The organism is Aeromonas bivalvium, from assembly GCF_046078285.1.
GTDB lineage: Bacteria > Pseudomonadota > Gammaproteobacteria > Enterobacterales > Aeromonadaceae > Aeromonas > Aeromonas bivalvium.
In genome coordinates this window covers 26,014-43,824 of sequence record NZ_JBGXBV010000001.1, presented here as the reverse complement: position 1 = coordinate 43,824, position 17,811 = coordinate 26,014, and the positions used below count along the sequence as shown (strand labels likewise).

The 17,811-nt window shown below is 66.0% G+C and carries 15 protein-coding genes; 8 read left to right on the top strand and 7 right to left on the bottom strand.

Going from position 1 to position 17,811, the window contains the following annotated elements:
- Nucleotides 1-7 precede the first annotated feature (7 nt).
- From mmsB to ACEUCR_RS00135, 5 genes are read right to left on the bottom strand one after another with little or no spacing between them, the layout of a single operon-like run.
- Nucleotides 8-919 carry a 3-hydroxyisobutyrate dehydrogenase gene (gene mmsB / locus ACEUCR_RS00155; protein WP_408788993.1) on the bottom strand — a complete coding sequence of 304 codons (912 nt, stop codon included), beginning with the start codon at nucleotides 917-919 and terminating at the stop codon, nucleotides 8-10.
- Nucleotides 919-2,061 carry an enoyl-CoA hydratase/isomerase family protein gene (locus ACEUCR_RS00150; protein ID WP_408788992.1) on the bottom strand — a complete coding sequence of 381 codons (1,143 nt, stop codon included), beginning with the start codon at nucleotides 2,059-2,061 and terminating at the stop codon, nucleotides 919-921. The genes mmsB and ACEUCR_RS00150 overlap by 1 nt, the downstream gene beginning before the upstream one ends.
- Before the next feature lie 22 nt (nucleotides 2,062-2,083).
- Complete coding sequence (locus ACEUCR_RS00145) at nucleotides 2,084-2,896, bottom strand: enoyl-CoA hydratase (RefSeq protein WP_408787404.1); 813 nt, start codon at nucleotides 2,894-2,896, stop codon at nucleotides 2,084-2,086.
- 37 nt (nucleotides 2,897-2,933) lie between these two features.
- Complete coding sequence (locus tag ACEUCR_RS00140) at nucleotides 2,934-4,091, bottom strand: acyl-CoA dehydrogenase family protein (RefSeq protein ID WP_408787403.1); 1,158 nt, start codon at nucleotides 4,089-4,091, stop codon at nucleotides 2,934-2,936.
- Between the two features lie 16 nt (nucleotides 4,092-4,107).
- Nucleotides 4,108-5,619 carry a CoA-acylating methylmalonate-semialdehyde dehydrogenase gene (locus ACEUCR_RS00135; RefSeq protein ID WP_408787402.1) on the bottom strand — a complete coding sequence of 504 codons (1,512 nt, stop codon included), beginning with the start codon at nucleotides 5,617-5,619 and terminating at the stop codon, nucleotides 4,108-4,110.
- 211 nt (nucleotides 5,620-5,830) lie between these two features.
- On the opposite strand from ACEUCR_RS00135, the gene ACEUCR_RS00130 reads away from it, so the two are divergent.
- From ACEUCR_RS00130 to ACEUCR_RS00100, 7 genes are all read left to right on the top strand, one after another.
- The gene (locus ACEUCR_RS00130; protein ID WP_408787401.1) at nucleotides 5,831-6,979 is read left to right on the top strand and encodes an isovaleryl-CoA dehydrogenase; all 1,149 of its coding nucleotides are present in this window, start codon (nucleotides 5,831-5,833) and stop codon (nucleotides 6,977-6,979) included.
- Between the two features lie 55 nt (nucleotides 6,980-7,034).
- Nucleotides 7,035-8,648, top strand: a complete 1,614-nt coding sequence (locus ACEUCR_RS00125; RefSeq protein ID WP_408787400.1) for a carboxyl transferase domain-containing protein — start codon at nucleotides 7,035-7,037, stop codon at nucleotides 8,646-8,648.
- A 9-nt stretch (nucleotides 8,649-8,657) separates the two neighbouring features.
- Nucleotides 8,658-9,506, top strand: a complete 849-nt coding sequence (locus ACEUCR_RS00120; RefSeq protein ID WP_408787399.1) for an enoyl-CoA hydratase-related protein — start codon at nucleotides 8,658-8,660, stop codon at nucleotides 9,504-9,506.
- Nucleotides 9,503-11,485 (top strand): acetyl/propionyl/methylcrotonyl-CoA carboxylase subunit alpha, encoded by a 1,983-nt coding sequence (locus ACEUCR_RS00115; RefSeq protein WP_408787398.1) that lies wholly within the window; start codon nucleotides 9,503-9,505, stop codon nucleotides 11,483-11,485. The genes ACEUCR_RS00120 and ACEUCR_RS00115 overlap by 4 nt, the downstream gene beginning before the upstream one ends.
- 22 nt (nucleotides 11,486-11,507) lie before the next feature.
- On the top strand, nucleotides 11,508-12,467 hold the full coding sequence (locus tag ACEUCR_RS00110; RefSeq protein ID WP_408787397.1) for a hydroxymethylglutaryl-CoA lyase: 960 nt from the start codon (nucleotides 11,508-11,510) through the stop codon (nucleotides 12,465-12,467).
- A complete protein-coding gene (locus ACEUCR_RS00105; RefSeq protein ID WP_041996775.1) occupies nucleotides 12,457-12,888 on the top strand; it encodes a MerR family transcriptional regulator in 432 nt (143 codons plus the stop codon). Before ACEUCR_RS00110 ends, ACEUCR_RS00105 begins: the two co-directional genes overlap by 11 nt.
- Before the next feature lie 1,090 nt (nucleotides 12,889-13,978).
- Nucleotides 13,979-14,575: an acetate uptake transporter gene (locus tag ACEUCR_RS00100; protein ID WP_041996773.1), complete on the top strand. Its 597-nt coding sequence runs from the start codon at nucleotides 13,979-13,981 to the stop codon at nucleotides 14,573-14,575.
- An 87-nt stretch (nucleotides 14,576-14,662) separates the two neighbouring features.
- Here ACEUCR_RS00100 and ACEUCR_RS00095 read toward each other — a convergent pair whose 3' ends face one another.
- Nucleotides 14,663-15,409: a M90 family metallopeptidase gene (locus ACEUCR_RS00095; protein WP_111874799.1), complete on the bottom strand. Its 747-nt coding sequence runs from the start codon at nucleotides 15,407-15,409 to the stop codon at nucleotides 14,663-14,665.
- Nucleotides 15,410-15,537: 128 nt separating this feature from the next.
- Entirely contained in the window at nucleotides 15,538-16,002 is a 465-nt protein-coding gene (locus ACEUCR_RS00090; protein ID WP_408787396.1) for a GNAT family N-acetyltransferase, read from the bottom strand.
- 268 nt (nucleotides 16,003-16,270) lie between these two features.
- On the opposite strand from ACEUCR_RS00090, the gene ACEUCR_RS00085 reads away from it, so the two are divergent.
- Nucleotides 16,271-17,770, top strand: coding sequence for an alanine/glycine:cation symporter family protein (locus ACEUCR_RS00085; RefSeq protein ID WP_111874797.1), 1,500 nt, complete (start codon nucleotides 16,271-16,273; stop codon nucleotides 17,768-17,770).
- The last annotated feature ends 41 nt before the right edge of the window (nucleotides 17,771-17,811 follow it).

The following is a 17,811-nucleotide window of genomic DNA, read 5'->3' as shown; positions in this document are numbered from 1 at the left end:
TCTCGCCTCACTCGGGTTCCCGATAGAGGTTGAGGATGCTGGAGAAATCCCTCTCCCCCTCCCCCCGGCTGGCGTGCAGGTTGAACAGGTTGCGGGCCAGGGCCCCCAGGGGGACTGCGCTGTGGGCATGCTCGGCCAGGGCCATGGCCAGCCCAAGGTCTTTCACCATGAGCCGGGTCATGAAGCCCCCCTCATACCCGCGCGATGCGGGCACCTTCTCCATCACCCCGGGCCAGGGATTGTAGCGTTCCAGGCTCCAGTTGCTGCCCGAGCTCTTGGCCATGATGCCGGAGAGCACGGCCGGATCCAGCCCCTCCTTCACCCCCAGCGCCAGGGCCTCCGCGGTGCCCGCCATCTGGATGGCGAGCAGCATGTTGTTGCACATCTTGGCGATCTGGCCCGCCCCCAGGGCCCCGGCATGGAACAGGTTCTGCCCCATGTGGGCCAGGATGGGCTTGGCCGCCTCGAAATCGGCACGCTCGCCACCGACGATGAAGGTGAGGGTACCGGCCACGGCCCCGGCCACCCCGCCGGAGACGGGGGCATCGATGAAGCGATGGCCCAGGGCCCTGGCGGCCTCCCCCACGGCGCGGGCCGAGGCCACGTCTATGGTGGAGCAGTCGATGACCAGGGTGTCCGGGCTCAGGGCCGCCAGCAGGCCGTTGCCCACTATGTCCCCAGATCCCGTGCCGAGCCAGAGTCCCACCACATGCTCCCCGGCGGGCAGCATGCTGATCACCAGATCGCAGCCCGCGACCGCCTGGGCGGCGCTGGCGGCGCAATGACAACCCGCCTGCCCGGCGGCGATAAGATGATCGGGCAGCAGATCGAACACCTGCACCCTCAGCCCCGCCCTGGCCAGGTTGGCCGCCATGGGCCCCCCCATGTTGCCAAGGCCGATAAACCCTACCCCTGTGATCATGATGCTCTCCCTTGCTTGTCCGTTTGTTCCTTCAGCTCGCGCCACAACGGGTTGTCCGTCTCTCCCGCCAGGGCCGGCCAGCGATAGAAGTCCGCGATCCCGTCCAGGGCCTGGGGCCCCTGCCAGTGAGGCTCCTTGTCCTTGTCGATGAGCAGCGCCCTGACCCCTTCGATAAAATCGCCCCTGAGCACGCAGTTCACCGACAGGGTCAGCTCCTCGGCGAAGGCCTCGGCCAGGGAGAGGTGGCGCCCCTGCCAATACTGACGCCACAGCAAGGCCCGGCTCAAGGGACTGCCGCCGCGGCAGGTCTCACGCTGCTGGGCCAGCGCCCCCTCCAGGGGGGCCTCGAACAGGCGGGCCAATACCCCTTCCAGGCTGAGGCCCGCCAGCAAGGCATCAATCTGATCCCGACAGGGCAGCAAGAGGGGGGGCGGCAGGGTCGCCTGATCCGCCAGGGCGGCAAAGCACAACGCCAGCGCATCATCCAGGGCCTCGCCCTCCTGTTGCCAGTCCAGCGCCAGCAGCGACGCCATCAGGCGCGGGCGATCGGTGCGGGCCAGGGCCCAGTCCGCCAGCCCCAGCCCCAGGGCATCGGCGCCGTTGCAGCGGGCCCCGGTGAGGCCGAGCCAGAGTCCGAGCCGCCCGGGCAGGCGGCTCAGCCACCAGCTCGCCCCCACGTCGGGGTAGAGGCCTATGCTCACCTCCGGCATGGCCAGCAGACTCGATTCCGTGACCAGCCGAAAACGGGCCCCCGCCAGCAGTCCCATGCCCCCCCCCATGCAGATGCCGTCGGCGAGGCAGACAAGGGGCTTGCCATACTGGTGGATCAACAGGTCGAGCCGGTACTCCTGCAAGAAGAAGTCCCGCGCATAGCGAAACAGCTCGCCATCGCTCATGCGCTGGCGCTCATGGTAGAAGGAGCGGATATCCCCCCCGGCGCAAAATGCCTTCTCCCCTGCCCCCTCCAGCAGCACGGCGCACACCCGGGGATCTTGCTCCCAGTCGCGCAGGTGCCGAGTCAGGGCCTGGATCATCGGCAGGCTCAAGGCATTGAGGGAGGCGGGGCTGTCCAGGGTCAACACCCCGAGCCATCGGCCATCCCGGGTCGGCAACCGCTCTGCCCGGACTCCCTCTCTCATCTCAGACGTCATCGATACCCCCTCATCCTGGCTGCTGGCTCGCTTCATTGCGCTCGCTTGTCTCCCCATAACGCCAGCGCGGCGCCCGTTTCTCGAGAAAGGCGGCCACCCCCTCCCGCTGATTGGGGTCTTCGAAGAGACGAAGAAAGAGGGTGCGTTCCATGGGCAGGGCCTGATCCCTGGGGCGACGGCGCCCCTCGTTGATGAGCTGCTTGCAGGCGCGCAGGGCGGCCGGGCTCTGGCGCTCGGCATGGGCCGCCATCTGGCGCGCCGCCTCCCAGGCGCGACCCACCTTGACCACCTCCTCCACCAGGCCGATCTGATAGGCCAGGGTGGCATCCACCTTCTCGCCGCACAGTATCATACGCTTGGCCCAGCCCGGCCCCACCAGCTCGGTCAAGCGCTGGGTGCCGCCAGCGCAGGGCAGCAGGCCCACCGACGCCTCCGGCAGCCCCATGATGGCCTGCTGCTCGGCGATGCGAATGTCGCAGGCCAGCGCCACCTCCAGGCCCCCTCCCATGGCAAAGCCATTGATGGCGGCGATACTGACCCCGTGAAAGCGGGCCAGGGCTTCGAACGCCTCGCCAAAGGCCTGGGCCACCTGCTCGGCATGTTGGCTATCGCCATCGGCAAACATCTTGAGATCGGCGCCGGCGCAGAAGAACTTGTCGCCGGCCCCGCGCACGACCAGGGCCACTATCTCGGGTTTGCCATCGAGTTCGGCCATCATCTGCACGAAGGCGCGCAGGCTGGCCAGGGTCCAGGTGTTGGCGGGGGGATGGTCGAGGGTGATGTAGGCCACGTGGCCATGGTATTCGAGCTGTATCCTCGTCATGGGATCATCCTTGTGTGTGGGCGGCATCTGGCGCCCCTCATTCCAGGATCAGGGAAGGGTTCGCCAGCAGGCGGCGGGCGATGATGAGTCGCATCACCTCGTTGGTTCCCTCCAGAATGCGATGGACCCGGGTGTCACGCAGGTAGCGTTCAAGCGGGTATTCGCGGATATAACCATAGCCGCCAAAGAGTTGCAGGGCCTCGTCGCAGACCCGATAGCCCACGTCCGTGGCCAGACGCTTGGCCATGGCGCACCAGGCGCTCTTGTCCGGGCTGCCGCCATCGAGCCTGTCGGCAGCCTGGCGCACCAGCAGGCGGGCGGCGGCAAGCTCGGTGGCCATGTCCGCCAGACGAAACTGCACGCTCTGGAATTCGCCGATGGGATGGCCAAATTGCTGGCGCTGCTGCACATGGGCCAGGGCGTCATCCAGCGCCTGCTGGGCGGTGCCCACCGAGCAGCTGGCGATGTTGATGCGCCCGCCATCCAGGGCCTGCATGGCGAACCTGAACCCTTCTCCCTCCTCCCCCAGCCGGTATCGGGTTGGGATGCGCACGGCGTTGAAGGCCACCTCCCGGGTCGGCTGGCTGTGCCAGCCCATCTTCTCCTCTGCCTTGCCGTAGCTCACACCGGGCGTATCGGCGGGTACCATAAAGGCAGAAATGCCCCTGGCCCCCTCCCCTCCGGTACGGGCCATCACCACCAGCACATCCGTGCTGCCCGCCCCCGAGATGAACACCTTGCTGCCCTCGATGAGGTAGTCATCGCCATCGCGCACCGCCCGGGTCTTGAGGGCGGCGGCATCCGATCCCGCCCCCGGTTCGGTGAGACAATACGAGCCCAGCAGCTCGCCGCAGCTAAGCCTTGGCACCCACTCTGCTGCCACCTCACTCGGTAGCCAGCTGCCCAGCATCCAGCTCACCATGTTATGGATGGTGAGATAGGCCGTGGTGGAGGTGCAGCCCATGGCCAGACGCTCGAAGATGAGGCTGGCATCGAGCCGTGACAGGCCAAGACCGCCGTACTGCTCCGGGGTGTAGAGGCCGCAAAAGCCCAGTGCCGCCGCCTCCCTGATGGTGGGGATGGGGAACTCGTGCTCCCTGTCCCAGCGGGCGGCATTGGGCTTGAGCGCCTCGTTGGCAAAGGCGGTAGCGGCCTCGCAGTAGGCGCGCTGATCCTCGGTCAGATTGAAATTCATGGGCAGCTCGCCTCCCTCAGCGCAGATTGATGGTCATGTTGGGGCCGGTGGGTATGTCTTCGTCGAACCAGCGTTCGGTCACCGTCTTGGTCTCGGTGTAGAAGCGCACCGCCTGCTTGCCGTAGGCGTGCAGATCCCCGTAGAAGGAGCCGCGCCAGCCGGTGAAGGAGAAGAAGGGCAGCGGCACCGGGATGGGGACATTGATGCCCACCTGGCCCACCGCCACCTCGTGGCGAAACTTGCGGGCCGCTGCGCCGCAGCCGGTGAAGAGGGAAGTGCCGTTGCCATAGGGGTTGGCGTTGATGAGGGCGAGCGCCTCGTCCAGGCTCTCCACCTCCAGGCAGGCGAGCACGGGGCCGAAGATCTCCTCTTGATAGATGCGCATCTCGGGGGTGACGCCGCGAAACAGGGTGGGCCCCACCCAGTTGCCCACCGGGTAGCCCGGCACCTGGCACAGGGTGCCATCGAGCAGGCATTCGGCCCCCTCCTGCTTGCCGGCCTCGATCAGGTTCTCCACCCGCACCCTGGCCTCCGGGCTGATGAGGGGGCCATAGGCCGCTTGCGGATCGTCCCACACCCCGGGTCTGACCCTGGCAAACTCGGCGGCGAGATCCGGGATCCACTCCCTCGAGCTCCCCACGAACACCGCCACACTGATGGCCATGCAGCGCTGACCGGCGGCCCCCACCCCGGCCCCCACCAAGTTGCCGAGCACCTGCGCCTTGTTGGCATCCGGCATGATCACCATGTGGTTCTTGGCGCCGACGAAACACTGGGCCCGCTTGAGGTGGTCGGTGGCGGTGCGATAGACGTGGGCCCCGACCCGCGCCGAGCCGACGAAGCTGACCGCCTTCACGTCCGGGTGGGCGAGCAGCGCGTCCACCTGCTCGGCGCCGCCGTGCACCACGCTGAGGATGCCTGGGGGGGCCCCCGCCTCGGTAAACAGCTCGGCCAGGCGCATGGGGGTGAGGGGATCCTGCTCGGAGGGCTTGAGCACGAAGCCGTTGCCGCAGGCCACCGCCAGGGGAAACATCCACAGCGGTATCATGGCCGGGAAGTTGAACGGCGTGATGCCGACGCAGACCCCGAGCGGCTGCACCCAGGAGTGGCCATCCACCCGGCGCGCCACATTGCCCATGGTCTCCCCCATGGTTTGGCTGGCGACGCCGCAGGCCTGCTCCACCACCTCGATGCCGCGCCACACATCCCCCCTGGCATCGGCGAAGTTCTTGCCGGTCTCCTGGGCCAGCAGGGTCGCCAGCTCGTCGTGATGCTGTTTCAGCAGATGCTGATAGTTGAACATGACTCGGGCCCGCTCGGGGGCCGGCACCTCTCGCCACAACAGATAGGCGTCGTGAGCGGCCCGCACCGCCAGATCCACCTCCTCGGCCGTGGCCCTGGGGGCGCGCGCCAGCAGGCTCTGATCCGCCGGATTGGTCACCTCGATCCACTGATCCGTGGTCGAGGCGTGGGGCCCGCCATGGATATAGAGCGGCAGATCCCCGTACAGGGTGGCATGGCTGGTCATCTTCCTCACTCCTTTGAGTCTTGTTCGCCGAATGGGTGGCAGGGGCTGGCACGGCGGCGCCCCTCGCCTGCCCGGAATTTACCTTAGACTAACAATTGATTTACGTTTACGCTAACGTAAACTTATTCGAGTGATGGACTGACCAGTTTGGCCCCTGCCTGAACCCATACGGGGCCCATTGAAACCACCCCCTTCAACGAGGAGAGCAAGGATGCACGCAGTGATGGACGAGACCCTGTGCGCCCTGACCGAGCAGGTCGAGGCCTTCTGCCAGAAAGTGATCGCGCCGCGGGCCGCCGAGATTGACCAGAGCAACAGCTTCCCCCGGGATCTCTGGCCCCAAATGGGTGAGCTGGGACTGCACGGCATCACGGTGGCGGAGTCCTGTGGCGGGGTGGATTTGGGCTATCTCGCCCACGTGCTGGTGATGGAGCAGGTGAGCCGCGCCAGCGCCTCGGTCGGCCTCTCCTACGGCGCCCACTCCAACCTCTGCATCAACCAGATCCACCGCCACGGCACCGACGCCCAGAAGGCGCGCTACCTGCCCGATCTGGTGAGCGGCAAACAGGTGGGAGCGCTGGCCATGAGCGAGCCGGGGGCCGGCTCAGACGTGGTCAGCATGCGGCTCACCGCAGTGCGCGAGGGGGATCACTATGTGCTGAACGGCAACAAGATGTGGATCACCAATGGGCCCGATGCGAACACCTTCGTCATCTATGCCAAGACGGATCCCGCTGCCGGGGCCAAGGGGATCTCCGCCTTCATCGTCGAGGCGGGCACCCCGGGATTCACCACGGCCCAGAAGCTCGACAAGCTCGGCATGCGCGGCTCCAGCACCTGCGAGCTGGTGTTCGAGGATTGCCCCGTGCCGGCAGAGAACCTGCTCGGCCCCCTGCACGGAGGGGCCCGGGTGCTGATGAGCGGCCTCGACTACGAGCGGGTGGTGCTGGCCGCCGGCCCCCTTGGCATCATGCAGGCCTGCATGGATGTGGTGCTCCCCTATGTGCGCGAGCGCAAGCAGTTCGGCCAGGCCATCGGCGAGTTTCAGCTGGTGCAGGGCAAGCTCGCCGACATGTATACCCGCCTCGCCAGCAGCCGCGCCCTGGTCTACTCGGTGGCAAGCGCCTGCGACAAGGGCCATACCAGCCGCAAGGATTGCGCCGCCGCCATCCTGTTTGCCGCCGAAAACGCCACCCAGATGGCGCTCGATGCCATCCAGCTGCTCGGCGGCAACGGCTATATCAACGAATACCCCACGGGCCGCCTGCTGCGGGACGCCAAGCTCTACGAGATAGGAGCAGGCACCTCGGAGATCCGCCGCTGGCTCATCGGCCGCGAGCTGATGGGAGATAACCCATGATGTTGCTCCCTTTGTCACCTGCCATCGGCAACAACAACCAGATGGGAGAGAACCCATGAGCCAGATCCACTCCCGCCTGGATACCACCAGCGCCGAGTTTGCCGCCAATCGGGCCGCCATGCAGGCCCTGGTGGCCGATCTCGATGCCCGTCTCGCCGAGATAGCCCAGGGCGGCGGCGCGGCCAACAATGCCCGCCATCAGGGCCGCGGCAAGCTGCTGCCCCGGGAGCGCATCAATCGGCTGCTGGACCCCGGCTCCCCCTTCCTCGAGCTCTCGGCCCTGGCCGCCTGGCAGGTCTATGACGACCCCGTGCCCGCCGCCGGCATCATCACGGGGCTTGGCCAGATTGCGGGTCGGCTCTGCCTGCTGGTGGTGAACGACGCCACCGTCAAGGGGGGCACCTACTACCCGCTCACGGTGAAAAAGCACCTGCGCGCCCAGGCCATCGCCGAGCGGCTGCGCCTCCCCTGCCTCTATCTGGTGGATTCCGGCGGCGCCTTCTTGCCCATGCAGGACGAGGTATTCCCCGACCGGGAGCACTTTGGCCGCATCTTCTACAACCAGGCCCGCATGTCGGCCCAGAACATCCCCCAGCTCGCTGTGGTGATGGGGCTGTGCACCGCAGGGGGCGCCTATGTGCCCGCCATGGCGGACGAGTCCATCATGGTCAGGGAACAGGCCACCATTTTTCTGGCGGGCCCCCCCCTGGTCAAGGCGGCCACCGGCGAGGAGATCAGCGCCGAGGCCCTGGGGGGCGCCCTGGTGCACTGCGCCCACTCCGGGGTGGCGGACCACCTGGCAGAGGACGATGCCCATGCCCTGGCCATCGCCCGCACCCTGGTGAGCAATCTGGGGGAAAACACGGCTTCGGAGTTCGCGCCCCGCAACCCAGGCTACGACGAGCCCCTCTACCCCGTGGAGGAGCTCTACGGCCTGGTGGGTACCAGCCTCAAGCGCGCCTATGACGCCCGGGAGCTCATCGCCCGCCTGGTGGATGGCTCTGTGCTGGACGAGTTCAAGGCCCTGTTCGGCACCACCCTCGTCACCGGGTTTGCCCGCATCCAGGGCATGCCGGTGGGGATCCTCGCCAACAACGGCGTGCTCCACAGCGACAGCGCCCAGAAAGGGGCCCACTTCATCCAGCTTTGCAACAAGCGTGCCATTCCCCTGCTGTTTTTGCAGAACATCACCGGCTTTATGGTGGGCAGCCAGGCGGAAAAGGAGGGGATCGCCAAGCACGGCGCCAAGCTGGTCACCGCCGTCGCCTGCAGCCGGGTGCCCAAGATCACCCTGATCGTCGGCGGCAGCTTTGGCGCCGGCAACTACGGCATGTGCGGGCGCGCCTATGAGCCCGATTTTCTGTTCAGCTGGCCGGGCAGCCGCATCTCCGTCATGGGGGGCGAGCAGGCCGCCAACGTGCTGGTACAGGTACGCCGGGACAAGCTGGCGGCCGAGGGCAAGTCCCTGAGCGAGCAGGAGGCGGACGCCATGCGCGCCCCCGTCATCGCGCAGTACGAGCGCCAGGGGCACCCCTACTACGCCAGCGCCAGGCTCTGGGATGACGGCGTCATCGATCCCGCCCAGAGCCGCACCGTGCTGGCCCTGGCCCTGGCCGCTTGCCAGGGGGCCGAGACAGGCCCGGAACAGTACGGCATCTTCCGGATGTAAGGAGTTAACATGTCCGATCCACTGTGCAATGACCCCCTGGCCGGTTGTCGCCTTGAGCGCCACGGTCCGCTGGCGGAGCTAGTGCTGGCGCGCCCCGCCCGCCACAACGCGCTGGACGCCGCGCTGATGCAGGGCTTGCTCGATTGCCTGAGGGAGCTGGCCCACGGCCAGCCCGAGGCCGACCGCCCCCATGCCCTGCTGCTGCGGGCCGAGGGCAACCACTTTTGCGCCGGCGCCGATCTCAACTGGATGCGCAAGATGGCCGAGGGGGAGTTCGACCCCGCAGCCTTCGACAAGAATCGCGAGGATGCCCGGGTGCTGGCGCACCTGATGCAAGCCCTGGACGAGCTGCCCTTCCCCACCCTGGCCCTGGTGCAGGGGGCGGCCTATGGCGGGGCCCTGGGTCTGCTCTGTGCCTGTGACATAGTGCTGGCCAGCGAGGACGCCCGCTTCTGCCTCTCCGAGGTGACCCTGGGGCTGGTGCCTGCGGTGATCAGCCCCTATGTGGTGCGCGCCATGGGGATGCGCCAGGCCCGCCGCTACATGCTGAGCGCCGAGCCCTTCGATGCCATCACCGCCTGCCGCCTCAACGTGGCGCACCGGCTCTGTGCGCCTGAGACGCTGCTCTCTGAGGGGCGGGCCCTCGGCATGCGTCTTTGCCGCAACGGCCCACAGGCGATGAAGGAGACCAAGCGGCTGCTGGCCGCCATCGAACACCAGCCCGGCCATCAGCACGAAGAGAGAACCGTCGAGACCATAGCCCGGGTGCGGGTCGGCCTCGAGGCCCAGGAGGGGATCCAGGCCTTCTTCGACAAGCGCCCCCCCAGCTGGCGCCCCCGTTTCAAGGATGAGACATGACCCAATACCAGCCCATCAAACGCCTGCTTGTCGCCAACCGCGGCGAAATTGCCGTGCGCATCATCCAGACCGCGCGCCGCCTCGGCATTCACACCATCGCCCTCTACTCGGACGCCGACGCCAGCGCCATGCATGTGCGGCAAGCCGACGAGGCCTGGCATCTGGGGCCGGCCCCGGCGCGGGAGAGCTACCTCGACACCGACAAGGTGCTGCGCATCGCCCAGCAGGCCAACGCCGATGCCATCCACCCCGGCTACGGCTTTTTGTCGGAAAACAGCGACTTTGCCAACGCCTGCGCCGGGCAGGGATTGCGCTTCATCGGCCCGAGCGGCGCCGCCATCCTCGCCATGGGGGACAAGTCCGGCGCCAAGACGCTGATGGAGGCGGCCGGGGTGCCGGTACTGCCCGGCTACCACGGCGCGGATCAGCGTCCCGACACGTTGCGCCATCAGGCAAGCCTGGTGGGCTTTCCGCTGCTCATCAAGGCCGCCAGCGGCGGCGGCGGCAAGGGGATGCGCCGGGTCGAGCAGATCGATGAATTTGACGCAGCCCTGGCGGCGGTGAAACGGGAAGCCCTGGCCGCCTTCGGGGATGACAGAGTGCTGCTCGAGCGCTACCTCCCCCGCGCCCGCCACGTGGAGGTGCAGATCTTCGCCGATACCCTGGGCCACGCCATCTACCTGGGGGACAGGGACTGCTCCTTGCAGCGCCGCCACCAGAAGGTGATCGAAGAGGCCCCCGCCCCCAACATAGCCCCGGCGCTGCGCCGCGCCATGGGCGAGGCCGCCGTGGCCGCCGCCCGGGCCATCGACTATGTGGGGGCCGGCACCATCGAGTTTCTGCTGTGCGGGGACGAGTTCTTCTTCATGGAGATGAACACACGGCTGCAGGTGGAGCACCCGGTCACCGAGGCGGTCACCGGCCAGGATCTGGTGGCCTGGCAGCTGGCGGTGGCCGAGGGCCAACCACTGCCCCTCACCCAGGAGGAGGTGGTGCTGCGCGGCCATGGCGTAGAGGCGCGCCTCTATGCCGAGGACGTAGAGGCCGGTTTCTTGCCAGCGAGCGGCCCCATCCATTGGCTCCACTGGCCACAGGGGGTGCGCATCGATACCGGTGTGAGCGCCGGTGACGCGGTGAGCCCCTATTACGATCCCATGATCGCCAAGCTGATCGCCCACGGCCAGAGCCGCGCCGAGGCCTTCGCCAGACTGGCCGATGCCCTGGCGGCCCTGAGCCTCGGCCCCCTGGTGCACAATGGCCCGCTCTTGCTGCGCCTGTGCCAGGAGCCGGACGTGCTGACCATGGCGCACCACACCCAGTGGCCCATTCCGACCGAGCCCCTGGCCATACCGGACCTCGCCTGGCCGCTCGCCACCCTCTGGCTCGCCAGTCGCACCGGCCCCTCCCCCTGGCAGCAGGCCCCCGGTTTTCGGCTCGGCCCGGACCTCAGCCTGACGGCGGCGGTACGGATCGGCGAGGAGACCAGGGTGCTGACCCTGATCGGGCGTACGGGCCTGCTCACATGGCAGGGGCAAGAGTATCCCTATGAGCTGCACGCGGATCATCTCCGCCTGCTGCGATCGGGACGCTGGCTACGCTGCCCCGTCACACCGGCGGCAGACGGGGCCTGGGTGCTGCAACTCGAGGGCCGCCGCATTCCCTTCGCAACCGATGATCACCGCCATCAGCACCATGATGATCACCAGGCCCCGGGTTCCCAGGGGGCGAGCGCCCCCATGCATGGCCTGGTAGTGGCCCTGCTGGTCGAGGCCGGGCAATCCGTCAGTCGGGGGCAACCCCTGCTGGTGATGGAGGCGATGAAGATGGAACATCAGGTGCGCGCCGAGCAGGATGGGGTGATCGCCGAGCTGCTCTGCCAGGTGGGGCAGCAGATCAGTCAGGGCGCCTCCCTGGTGCGCTTTCAAGACGCGGCCCGGGAGGGCGCCGAGCCAGCATCCACAGAGCAGGAGAGCGCATGAAGAGTCACCATGAGGAGGCAAGATGACGCACATCATTGAGGGCGATGACAGGGTCAGCCTGGTCGAGATGGGACCGAGGGACGGCCTGCAGAACGAGGCCGTCCGCCTCACCCTGCCCCAGAAGCGGGAGCTGATCACCCGGCTCGCGGCCAGCGGCCTGCAGCGGATCGAGGTAGGGGCCTTCGTCTCCCCCAGGCGAGTGCCGCAGATGGCGGACTCCGCCGAACTGCTGGCCATGCTGCCCCGCCAAGGCCCAGTCCGTTATGGCGCCCTGGTGCCCAACCTGCAGGGCCTGCAGGCGGCGATCCAGGCCAGAGTCGACGAGATTGGCCTCTTCACCGCCTGCTCCGACGGCTTCACCCGCGCCAACATCGGCATCGGCGTGGAGGAGTCACTGGTGCGCTTCGCCCCCCTGGTGGCAGAGGCCCGTCGCCTCGGCATCAAGGTGCGCGGCTATCTTTCCACCGTCATCGCCTGCCCGTTCGACGGGCCCACCTCCCCCAAGCGGGTGGCCGCCGTGGCCGAACGCCTGCTGGATCTGGGCTGCCACGAGATCTCCCTCGGGGACACCACTGGGGTCGGTACCCTGGGCACCGTAGTCCCCATGCTCGATGCGGTGCTGAGGGAGATCCCGGCTGGGCGCCTCGCGGTGCATTTTCATGACACCTATGGCCAGGCCCTGACCAACCTGATCCCCGCCCTGGAGCGGGGCATCCGCACCATAGACAGCTCGGTGGCCGGGCTAGGCGGCTGCCCCTATGCCCCCGGGGCCTCGGGCAACGTCGCCTCGGAGGAGGTGGTCTATCTGCTGCAGGGCCTTGGCATGAGCACCGGGGTCAAGCTGGACGCCCTGGCCGCCACCGGCCAGTGGGTGAGCGAGCAGCTCGGCCGTCCCAACGGCTCCCGGGTAGGGCGGGCCCTGTCCGCCCGAAGAACGGGTCATACCGTGGACGCCCAGGAGGGGAACTGCCATGCCACATGATCACGCAGGCAAGGAGGTCACCTACAGCATCTCCGAGCTGGCCCAGGAGTTTGATATCACGGCCCGCACCATCCGCTACTACGAGGACGAGGGGCTCATCTCGCCGACCCGGGAGGGCCAGAACCGCATCTACAGCCACAAGGACAAGATCCGGCTGAAACTTACCCTGCGCGGCAAGCGGCTCGGTTTCAGCCTGGCGGAGATCCGCGAGCTGTTTGACATGTATGACACCGACCGCTCCAGCCGTACCCAGCTGCTCTCCATGGTGCAGCTGATAGAGGCCAAGCGCGAGGCCCTGCGCCAGCAGCAAGAAGATATCCAGATGGTGCTGGCCGAGCTGGAGGCGGCGGAGCGCCGCTGCAGCGGCGCCCTGGATCTGCTGGCGGCTCGGGACGGCCAGCCTCGCAGCCAGACCTCTTGACCACCCCGGGGACAGGGCAGGCCATGGCTTTTACTTGCCCCTGGCGACTGGCGGTGATCCCTGTCGTTGAAGTTATGATGCAACGCTCCTGGCGGCCCTGTCATTGCATCCTGCCTTTCCCTCGGCGGCTGGCAATGCGCCCCTGGCGCTGACGATGGCTTCGGTGCCGCACACTAGCCTATGCCTCCCTATCCCCCATTGGATCTAGGGTCCATTGCTCGGGGCAAGCAGCTCAATATCATCAGCCACGCTTTTCCTCGTGCCCGGCGCCGCCCCCTCGTCATGGCGCCGGATTTCCCGCCCCCTGGCGGCTGGCGGCTGGCGGCTGGCGACACCTTCGCACTGGATGGCCCAGAATACAGCGCCCCGTCGCGCTCCCCCGGCGCCGCCCTCTCTGCCCCATCACCCCGGCTGCTGACGTACATTGCTGGCGCAGATGATATGACCCCAGGTCCTCTCCCCCACTCTGACGACGGAGCCCACTGGCCTATTGCTGGCTGAGGTGTCCTCTGGTCCAGGCCTCTTTCATGCTGATGGCGGGTTCCTTCCCCGGGGCTGGCGGCAGCGCATTGTGGTTTTTAACGCCTCTAGTTTGATGGCATATCTGATTGAAAAACATGCAGAAATCCCAAGAGCACGGCAGTGCAGAGCCGGGCCCCGGGCCCTGGTTCTCTAGGCATTCACCACCAAGGGAGAGTGAAAGGGCCCTTTATCCCGATTTCCCCTGGCAACTCATCGCCGGGCAAGGGTCTGAACCGCCTGCTGGCGAGGCTGGTCTGCACGCTTCTGCGCGACTGACTGTATGCTGAGGACAAGACAAGGGGCCAGACGAGCCATACCCGGGACGAAGCAGGCCAGGGGCGTGCCTGGGCATGGCTTTCCCGTTGCGGGTGAACACAAAAAAATAACCTAAAAAACGCTTTTCATTTACCAGATAACCACCAGTTTTCCACGACTTCTTGCCATTCTGGTCCAAGTTGCAGTTTTTTTATCATTAATCCCCCCTCCCCCCTTGCGAGGGCGTGGGGCCCTGCCTAAAATCCCGCGTCCTTTGATCAACCCCCCACCTCTATCTTTTGGAGAACACCAAGTGAGCGAAAAATTGGCCAACCCTGCCCCTCTGGGTCTGATGGGTTTCGGTATGACCACCATTCTGCTGAACATCCATAACGCAGGTTTCTTCCCCATCAGCGCCATGATCCTGGCCATGGGTCTGTGCTATGGCGGTCTGGCCCAGATCATCGCCGGCATCATGGAGTACAAGCGTGGCAACACCTTCGGTGTCACCGCCTTCATCTCCTACGGCACCTTCTGGTGGAGCCTGGTGTTCCTGCTGGTCATGCCGACCATGGGTCTGGCCGACGCCACGCCCCACGCCTACATGGGCTGGTATCTGCTGATGTGGGGCATGTTCACCCTGTTCATGCTGATCGGGACCGTCAACTTCCCCCGCGTGAAGCAGTTCGTGTTCGCCTCCCTGACCGTGCTCTTCTTCCTGCTGGCCGCCCGTGACTTCACCGGCAGCACCCTGATCGGTACCATCGCCGGTTTCGAAGGGATCATCTGTGGCGCCAGCGCCATCTACCTGGCCATGGCCACCGTGATCAACGAACAGTTCGGTCGCACCGTGCTGCCCATCGGCGAGCAGAAGAAAGCCGCTACCGCCCAGCTCAAGGCTGCCGCGTAAGCTGCACCGCTCAAGCCAGACAGGCTGATGTGAAAAAGGCACCCTCGGGTGCCTTTTTGTTTTTGTGCCGCCCAGGCCAGCGCTCTGTCAGCCAGTGCCCTCGGGATCCCCCGCCAGCCATCGGGTGGCCGGGAAGCGAGCGGCGGGTTCCTGGCCGTAGAAGCGGGCGAGCTGCTGGTAGACGGCAGGATAGACGGCGCGAAGGCGCAGGGGATCGGTGAAGAAGCTCTCGCTGCACACCGCAAAGAACTCGGCGGGATGGGAGGCAGCATAAGGGTCTATCTGCGTCACCTCCCCCCTGGTCAGCTGGTCGTTCATCTCGTCGAACGCGCACTGCAGCGCCCGGGTCCATTGCCGCTGATCCATGCCGCTTGGGAGCGGCGGCGCCCCGTCGGCCTCCCCTCCCAGCATGTCGAGCTTGTGGGCCAGCTCGTGAATGATCAGGTTGTAGCCATCCCAGTCACCGTCTTGCTGCAACTCGCTCCAGGCCAGCACCAGAGGTCCCTGGGGCCAGGCCTCTCCGGCGTTCTCCTCTTCAAACTCGCTGACCAGACCAAACTCGTCCTGCACCTGCTGACGGCGGGAAACGGGTTCGGGAATGATGATGATCTCGTGAAAGCCGCGATACCACTCCAGGCCCAGGGCCAGCCCCGGCAGAGCGGCTTGCAGGGCGAGGATACGGCGCTGCCGCTCGCTGAGCTCGACTCCGATCAGGGTCCAGCTCTTGCGGGCGAGCAGTCGTTCGGCCAGGGCCACCAGCCGTGCCCCCTCCCCCTCGCTCAGTCCCTGCAAGATGGGAATGGCCGCGAGCGACTCACGCCACTCCTCCCCCATCACGGTGCCCGATGTGCGGGCATCAGCCCTGGATTTGCACTGACTCGGTGCAGCCAACCGCCGGCTTAGCCAGCGACCGACGCGGGTCCCTGCCCACCATGATGCAACTCCCACTGCTCGACTCCTCTTCATGTTGCCGTGACGGCCAGGGATTTGACGAAACGCCTGGGTTTGTCCAGATAGCCCTGACCCAGATAAAAATGGTGGGCCTGCTCCCGATGCAGGCTGCTGGAAAGCTCCATCTGACCACAGCCGGCCGAGCGGGCCAACGCCTCGGCCGCCGCCAGCAAGGCGGATCCGATCCCCAGGCCCCGCGCCTGCTCATCGACCACCAGGGCCGAGATGAGGCCCCAGCCGCTGGCCAGGTGGAGCGGGCGCAACAGGTGGAGCACCAGGACGCCCACCACCCTGTCCCTCTCCTCGGCCACCAGCACCCGGCGATCGGGTTCGTCCTCGGCCAGGGCCGCAGCCAGTCGCCTGGTCTCCTGCTCATAACCAAGCTGCTCCAGCAACCTGGCCACCGCCTCGACATCCTCACCGCACACAGTGCGGATCAGTCCGGCCCCTCGGGTCGCGTCTTGCTTCTCTTTCATGGTTGGCCCCAAATTTGCTTAATCACTGCCAAGGTACTGTTTCAGGAGAAAATAACCCAGTTAACCCCACCGGTATAGCCCAGTGATCAGGCCCGACACCACTACCAGTTCACAAATTGGCAACATGATCGCAAATTTCACTGGGAAGCGCCGAAACAAGTCGATATGTTAGACGCCTCGGCCAATGCCGACAGCAGAAATGACCAAATAACAAGCATCGAGTGGGCAAAAGCCCGCCATGAGACCCACAACAAAGGAGTTGTTGTACATGAACGAGATCGTGAATGCCATCAATGGCGTGATTTGGAGCCCTGCGCTCATCTATCTGTGCCTGGGGGTCGGCCTCTACTTCTCCCTGCGCAGCCGTTTTTTGCAACTGCGTCACCTCAAAGGCATGATCCGCCTGATGTTCAAGGGAAAATCCAACGACGCCGGGGTCTCTTCCTTCCAGGCGCTCTCCATGACCCTGGCGGGCCGGGTCGGCACTGGTAACATCGCCGGTGTCGCCACCGCCATCACCTTCGGTGGCCCGGGTGCCCTGTTCTGGATGTGGATGGTGGCCTTCCTCGGCGCCAGCTCCGCCTTCGTCGAATCCACCCTGGGTCAGGTCTACAAGGAGAAGATCAACGGTGAGTATCGCGGCGGCCCCGCCTTCTACATCGAGAAGGGCCTGGGCATGAGCTGGTACGCCTGGATCTTCGCCATCGCCACCGTCTTCGCCTGCGGTGTCTTGCTGCCAGGGGTACAGGCAAACTCCATCGGTTCCAGCCTGCAGACCGCCTTTGATATCAGCCCCAACGTCACCGCGGCCGTGCTGGCCCTGCTGCTGGGCTTCATCATCTTCGGCGGCGTCAAGCGCATCGCTCACTTCGCCAGTACCGTGGTTCCCTTCATGGCGCTGGGCTACATCATCGTCGCCTGCGTCATCATCGCCCTCAACATAGGTCAGCTGCCCTCCATCATTCTGCTGATCTGGAAGAGCGCCTTCGGTCTGGAAGCCGGTTTCGGTGCCATTCTGGGTCTGGCCATCATGTGGGGCGTCAAGCGCGGCGTCTACTCCAACGAAGCGGCCCAGGGCACCGGCCCCCACGCCTCTTCCGCGGCGGCGGTGAGCCACCCGGCCAAGCAGGGTCTGGTGCAGGCGTTCTCTGTCTACATCGACACCCTGTTCGTCTGCTCCGCCACCGGCTTCATGCTGCTGATCACCGGCCTGTACAACGTACAAGGGCCGGATGGCGCCGCCATCTACACCGGCATCGCCGGCATTGCCGCAGGCCCTGGCTATGTGCAGACGGCCATGGAGAGCATGATGCCAGGCTTTGGCAACTACTTCGTCGCCATCGCCCTGTTCTTCTTCGCCTTTACCACCATCGTCGCCTACTACTACATCGCCGAAACCAACATCGCCTTCATCAACCGCAAGATCCGCCGCCCCTGGCTCACCTTCCTGCTGAAGATCGCCCTGATGGCCGCCACAGTGTACGGCACCGTCAAGACCGCCGATCTGGCCTGGGGTCTGGGTGACATTGGCGTCGGTCTGATGGCCTGGCTCAACATCGTCGCCATCTTGCTGCTGCAAAAGACCGCCTTCGTCTGCCTCAAGGACTACGAGGCCCAGCTGGCACAAGGGGTTGACCCCGTGTTCCACCCGGAGAAACTGGGGATCAAGAACGCGGACTACTGGATCGACAACCGTGCCGAAGTGAACCTGATGCGCGAGAACACGGGTCACCCCTTCGAGGCGGATCCCGATACCATCGCCAAATAAGCACACGTACACCACCATCAAAAATGGCAGCCTCGGCTGCC